At 51.4% G+C, this 6,381-nt stretch carries 3 protein-coding genes, 1 pseudogene and 1 CRISPR repeat array; all 4 genes and pseudogenes read left to right on the forward strand.

The window, feature by feature from the left end:
* Positions 1–35: 35 nt before the first annotated feature.
* Positions 36–3,527: pseudogene (cas9, locus tag ACT8II_RS08960) on the forward strand (type II CRISPR RNA-guided endonuclease Cas9).
* Positions 3,517–4,392: a type II CRISPR-associated endonuclease Cas1 gene (gene cas1 / locus ACT8II_RS08965; protein ID WP_118653121.1), complete on the forward strand. Its 876-nt coding sequence runs from the start codon at positions 3,517–3,519 to the stop codon at positions 4,390–4,392. The pseudogene cas9 and the gene cas1 overlap by 11 nt, the downstream one beginning before the upstream one ends.
* Positions 4,393–4,415: 23 nt before the next feature.
* On the forward strand, positions 4,416–4,724 hold the full coding sequence (gene cas2 / locus ACT8II_RS08970) for a CRISPR-associated endonuclease Cas2 (protein WP_118653123.1): 309 nt from the start codon (positions 4,416–4,418) through the stop codon (positions 4,722–4,724).
* A complete protein-coding gene (gene csn2 / locus ACT8II_RS08975; protein ID WP_118653125.1) occupies positions 4,721–5,404 on the forward strand; it encodes a type II-A CRISPR-associated protein Csn2 in 684 nt (227 codons plus the stop codon). Before cas2 ends, csn2 begins: the two co-directional genes overlap by 4 nt.
* A gap of 55 nt (positions 5,405–5,459) precedes the next feature.
* Positions 5,460–6,351: direct repeats of the CRISPR family, unit length 36 nt; unit sequence GTTTTGGAGCAGTGTCGTTCTGACTGGTAATCCAAC.
* Positions 6,352–6,381: the final 30 nt, after the last annotated feature.

Raw genomic sequence — 6,381 nt, forward strand, 5'->3', positions numbered from 1 at the left:
TTCCTTGCTCTTGCGATGCGGCTTCTATCCAGCGGGTGCTCGAGGATTCGTCTCTCTCCCGCGCGGAGAAGTCGGAGTCGGTTGGCAAGCTGTTCGGCCTTGATAAGGACGCCCAGAAGACGATGGGGAGGGGCATCTCTCGCGCGATTGTGGGCTATAAGGTTGATTTTGCAGCCGTGCTCGGATGCGAGTTCGAGGACTCGTCTTTCACCCTTTCCGACGATGAGAAGGTAGATGCTGCCCTTGCGGCAATTCCCGACGTTGCCATGAGCTTGTTCGATGCGATTCGAGAGGTATATTCTGCATATGTGCTTTTGGGCATCTTGAGTTCCGGAAATGGTGCCCCTATCTCCTCGGGTTCTCTTTCATCTGTTTCTGGTAGAACGATTTCCTTTTGCAAGGTTCGGGAGTATGAGGTGTATAGAGCCGACCTCGCCCTGCTGAAGTCTCTTGTGCGTACGTATGCGCCCAGCCAGTATGACGCCTTCTTCCGTGGTGAGCTGATTCCGGGCACTTGCAACTATGACCCGACAAAGGCCAAGGGCTATACGCGTTACGACTTGGTTCATAAGGTTGCATATGCTGACTTCTTTAAAGAGGTCAAGAGCCTTCTCGATAAGACCGATGCCGTAACGGACGAACGTTATAAGGACATGCTGGGCCGCTTTGAGGAGGAGCGCTTCCTGCGGAGGCTCAAAACGAGCGATAACGGCAGCATCCCGTATCAACTCCATCTGGAGGAGATGGACGCGATTCTCAAGAATCAAGGCAAGTATTATCCGTTCCTGCTCGAGAACCTAGACAAAATCGAGTCGCTTGTCAGCTTCAGGATTCCATATTACTTGGGGCCTTTGACACAGAAAAACGCTGCTCTCGATCACCATGGCAATCCACGTTTTGCCTGGGCAACTCGTAAGCCCGGTATGGAGGACGAGCCTGTGTATCCCTGGAATTGGGAGGAGGTTATCGACAAGGGTCATGCGGCGCATACGTTTATCCAGCGCATGACGAGCGATTGCACCTACTTGATAGGGTAGGGCGTTCTTCCTCGCAATTCTCTTTTGTATGAGGAGTTCTGTGTCCTCAATGAGCTTAACGGCGCTCGGTATTCCGTTGATGGCGATGATTGGCGGCGCTTCGACTATGCCGACCGTATGGGTATCATGGATGACCTGTTCAGGCAGCGTCGAAGTGTTACGTACAAAATGGTCGAAGATTGGATGCGCGCCAATCGCGGATGGGCCCGTGTTCATGTCCGCGGTGGTCAGGGAGAGTGTAAATTCGAATCCTCCCTTTCGGCGTACCGTTTCTTTTGCAAAGACGTTTTCAAGACCGACGAACTGTCGCCTTCGATAATTCCTATGGTTGAGACCATAATCCTGTGGAGTACCTTATTCGAGGATCGTTCGATTTTGAAAGAGCAGCTCGTCCGCAATTTCTCAGATCGATTGAGCTCCGAACAGATCAAGATTATCTGCAAAAAGCGTCTGACGGGCTGGGGCAACCTATCGGAGAAGTTCCTGGCTGAGGTCGAGGCTGAGACGGATTGCGGACCTCGCTCCATCATGGATATCCTTCGCGAAGGCAGCCCTGTAGGCGGTGAACAGGGTAGGACCATGGTCCTTATGGAGGTGTTGCATGATGAACGCCTGGGCTTTGAAGATAAAATCGAAGAAATAAACGCTGAAAGAATCGCTGATGCCGGTCGCCTTGAGGTGGTTGACCTGCCTGGATCTCCTGCGCTGCGCAGGACGGTCAATCAGGCCGTCCGTGTTGTCGAGGAGATTGTCCATATAGCGGGCAAGCCTCCTGTGAACATCTTTATCGAGAACACGCGTGATGAAGATGCGTCGAAAAAGGGCAAGAGGACGAAGAGGCGCTACGATACGATAAAAGAGGCTGTTAATGCGTTTAAGAGGGAAAACGCTGATTTGGCGAGAGAATTGAAGGAGTTCAAGCCTGCCGATTTCGACGATGAGAGGCTGGCCTTGTATTTCATTCAGGGAGGTAAGAGCCTGTACTCCAAGGCTCCTCTTGACGTGACGAGGCTGTCTGAATATGAAGTCGATCACATCATTCCACAGTCCTACATCAAAGATGATAGCTTTGAAAACAAAGCCCTCGTTCTAAAGAGTGAAAATCAGACCAAGACGAATCGGCTATTGTTGCCTCAAGGGGTTCGCGTAAAGATGGCGAGCTATTGGCAAGAGCTGCACCGTTGCGGCCTTATAGGTGATAAGAAACTGAGAAACCTCATGTGCTCAGATGTCAGCGAGCGTCGGGTTAAGGGCTTTATCGCACGTCAGCTTGTTGAAACCTCGCAGATCGTCAAGTTGACGAAGATGATGCTCGAGAATCGCCTGCCTGAGTCGAGGCTGGTTCCCATCAAGGCGAGCCTGTCGCATGAGCTGCGCGAGGCCAAGCATTATTACAAGTGCCGTGAGATCAACGATTTTCACCATGCGCACGATGCACTTCTCGCTGCGGAGATCGGTAGGTTTTTGCTGCTGAGGCATGCTGGAATGTATGACAATCCCATCGGCTATGCGCATGTTGTTAAGGATTTTGTGCGCGTTCAAGCAGACGAGGCAAAGAGGACGGGCCGCCTGCCTGGATCGGCTGGCTTCATCGTGTCGAGCTTCCTGCATTCGGGTTTCGACAAAGATACGGGCGAGATCTTCAAGGATACGTGGGACGCCGAGTTCGAATGTGAGCGCATTCGCAAGTATCTCAACTATCGGCAGGTGTACCTGAGCCGTATGCCGGAGGAGACATCTGGTGCGTTTTGGGATGCGACTATCTATTCGCCGCGTGGAAAGATGAAACTCTCCCTCCCGCTTAAAGAAGGGCTCGATCCGTCTAAATACGGCGGCTATTCATCGGAGAAATATGCATATTTCTTCTGCTATTACGCGAAGGATAAGAAGGGCAAGCGACTTATTGACTTTGCTCCAGTTCCGGTGTCTCGCGCTGCTGGGGGGCAAGTCGATATCGAGGCTTTCGGGCGTGAGGTTGCCGAAGAGAGGGGATATGCGTTCGAGTCTATCGCTCGTGCGAAGATAGCTATCAAGCAGCTCATTGAAGTTGACGGATGCAGGTTGTTTATCACCGGTGCCGACCAGGTCCGGAGTGCCGTTCCATTGGCCTTTGGCCAGGAAGGGACGCATTTGGTTGAGAGGCTGCTTTCGGGCGCTCCGGTTGGTCCTCGCGTACGTGATTCCCTGTTCAATCAAATGATGGTCGGTATTAGGAGGTTTGACAGGCGTCTGTATGACAACTTGAAGTTGGATGACCGATCGGCTGCGTTTGAGCGGTTGGGGGAAGAAGATAAGGACCTCATCCTGAAAGGGCTTCTTGCGTTGTCCTCTGCTTCAAACAACATGGCAGACATGCGGCCGATTGGAGGCGCGAAGACTGCAGGCCAGTTGAAAATCGTCTTTAGAAACGTACTGAGCAATCAGGGCATTACGTTTATCGATCAGTCTGTGACCGGCATGTTTGAGAGGAAAACTTACATTGGGCTTTAGGACCATCTTCATAGAGAGCCCTTGCAGGCTCTCATACAAAAGTGGATATATGGTCGTACGTAAGGAAGATGATGTTGCGAAGGTCCATTTGTCGGAGATTTCGTCCGTCATACTTCAAACGATGCAGGTATACATCAGCGCCTATCTGATGGCGGAGTTGGCCAAGAGCAAGATCTCCCTCGTCTATTCAGACGAGAAGCACAATCCGGTCGGGCAGGCGCTGCCCCTATACGGGGCTCATAACGTGAGCAAGCGCATACAGGAGCAGCTGGCTTGGGGAGAGCCAATCAAAAAGCGTGTGTGGCAGCGCGTTGTTAGGGAAAAGATTCGACAGCAGGCCGCTGTTCTGGCCGATCGTGATCTGCCAGAAGCCCGAGTTCTCAAAACGGCCATTGACGAGGTTAGATCAGGTGACACCACCAATCGAGAAGCGCATGCGGCGAGGGTCTACTTTCAGGCTCTGTTCGGCAAATGGTTCTCCCGCGATATCAATTGTCCGGTGAACGACGCCTTGAATTACGGCTACGCTGTGCTTCTGTCATCGGTGAATAGGGAGATCGTCTCGCGTGGCTATCTGACTCAATGCGGGATATGCCATCACAGCGAATATAACGAGTTCAATCTAGCCTGTGACTTGATGGAGCCATTTAGGCCAATCGTTGATCGAATGGTTGATGAGTGGATCGGGGTTGAGTTCGATGCCGGATCACGTCGAATGCTTGGGGACCTAATGAATACGACAGTGCTGTATAAGGACGGGGAGTATAGGCTCTCTTCGGTTGTCTCCCTGTTCGTCCAGGATTGCATCAACGCGCTCAACAAGAAGATAGGTGTTGACGAAGTTCAGAGCTTCGATGTGCGATGAGCCCGAAAGGTCGAGTGAGGTACATGCGGTTGCTTGTATTTTTCGATTTGCCGGTCGGCACCGCGGCGCAACGCAAGAGATATTCACAGTTTAGAAAGTATCTGGTTAAAGATGGCTTTCTGATGTTGCAGCAGTCGGTGTATTCAAAGCTTGTCGTGAATGAGGCCGCGGCATCGGGGTCGATAGCCCGCATGAGGAAACATCGTCCTTCGGAGGGACTTGTCCAAGTGCTAAAAGTGACTGAGAAACAGTACGCAACGATGACCTATATAACGGGCAATGAGGCGGTTCACGACGAAGTCGACACGATGGAGGAGTTCCTTGTGTTATGAAGCTGATATTCGCTGGTGCCGACAGACCGATAGATATTGCAAGGGGGCACATCAGTACGGTCGAGGTTGAGAATTCCTGCTTGTTCGCGCGCATATGTCGGTCTCTTGTGTCGGATGGAGGAGAGGGCGTCTTCGAGCAGTTCTCCCTTTGGGATGAAGTCGGTAATGAGGTTGCGCCCTCGCGAGTCCTATTTACGGTCCCCGATCCGCTGCATCTTCCCTGGGATTGCACGGAGCTTTCCGGCAAGCTGCTTGGGATGATGGAGACGCTTCTCTATGAGGACGAGGAAGCCCGAAGATTATTTGAGGATTACGGCAGCCACTTGAGGGGATTCTCTCAGCGGTTGACGCATCAGGTGGAATGCGATTACCGATTCAACGTAGAATGGGATATGCGTCGTTATCTGAAATCGTTTGGTTTTTCGGCAGATAGGGGCGATGACCTTCCGTACATTGACATGCTGAATATGTTTTTAGATTTTGTCTCGGATGTGCAGCTCGAGAAGGTGCTTGTGTTTGTGAATCTAAAAACTTTTCTGGGCAAAATCGAGTTTGAACAGTTCCTCGACAGAGTCTTTTTCCATGAAATGCAGGTATTGCTATTGGAAAATAAGGTGTGCGATATAAGCTATAGTCATGAGAGCAAGATGCGTATTGACCAGCACTTTCTCGAGATATAACGACACGAATTGTCAGGACGTCCGTCCTCTTTGCAGGGAGGAATTTGCTTCAATGGTTTTGGAGCAGTGTCGTTCTGACTGGTAATCCAACAAGTGCCGCGCCCGACCAGTAGTAGCCCTTGTTTTGGAGCAGTGTCGTTCTGACTGGTAATCCAACAAGGGCACGTTCCTTTTCGACAAGTTCGCCGTTTTGGAGCAGTGTCGTTCTGACTGGTAATCCAACGTAGTCATTCGGTGTTGAAGGAGTTGCATGTTTTGGAGCAGTGTCGTTCTGACTGGTAATCCAACATGGTCCAACGCACGAAAGGTGGTGACGTTGTTTTGGAGCAGTGTCGTTCTGACTGGTAATCCAACCGTTGTGGAGGGCGCGCAGGCCGCTGTAAAGTTTTGGAGCAGTGTCGTTCTGACTGGTAATCCAACGTAACCATCGCACTGTTCACAACCACTTAGTTTTGGAGCAGTGTCGTTCTGACTGGTAATCCAACACTCTGGCTCGTTGTCCTTGGCATAGTCCAGTTTTGGAGCAGTGTCGTTCTGACTGGTAATCCAACCCGACAGTCTCCATAGCCGAGACATAGTTGGTTTTGGAGCAGTGTCGTTCTGACTGGTAATCCAACTCCACCGCTGCCGTCCGCGCGATCAACTCCGTTTTGGAGCAGTGTCGTTCTGACTGGTAATCCAACCATTGCAATGATTCATTACTTGATAGTACGGTTTTGGAGCAGTGTCGTTCTGACTGGTAATCCAACAGGGGATATTAACGTCGCGCGCGGCAATCTGTTTTGGAGCAGTGTCGTTCTGACTGGTAATCCAACCGTAGGAAGGCGGTGAAGGCCGATGCAGCCGTTTTGGAGCAGTGTCGTTCTGACTGGTAATCCAACAACCCGGGGCCGTGTCATGCGGCCCCGATTGTTTTGGAGCAGTGTCGTTCTGACTGGTAATCCAACTGCACATTGGTGCCCGTTATCGGTGATGTG

It is taken from the genome of Collinsella sp., assembly GCF_052346665.1.
GTDB lineage: Bacteria > Actinomycetota > Coriobacteriia > Coriobacteriales > Coriobacteriaceae > Collinsella.

What these genes read in the sequence shown, in the direction of transcription:
- cas2 (WP_118653123.1), top strand. Translation starts at nt 4,416, where the DNA reads ATGCGGTTGCTTGTATTTTTCGATTTGCCGGTCGGCACCGCGGCGCAA.
- csn2 (WP_118653125.1), top strand. Translation starts at nt 4,721, where the DNA reads ATGAAGCTGATATTCGCTGGTGCCGACAGACCGATAGATATTGCAAGG.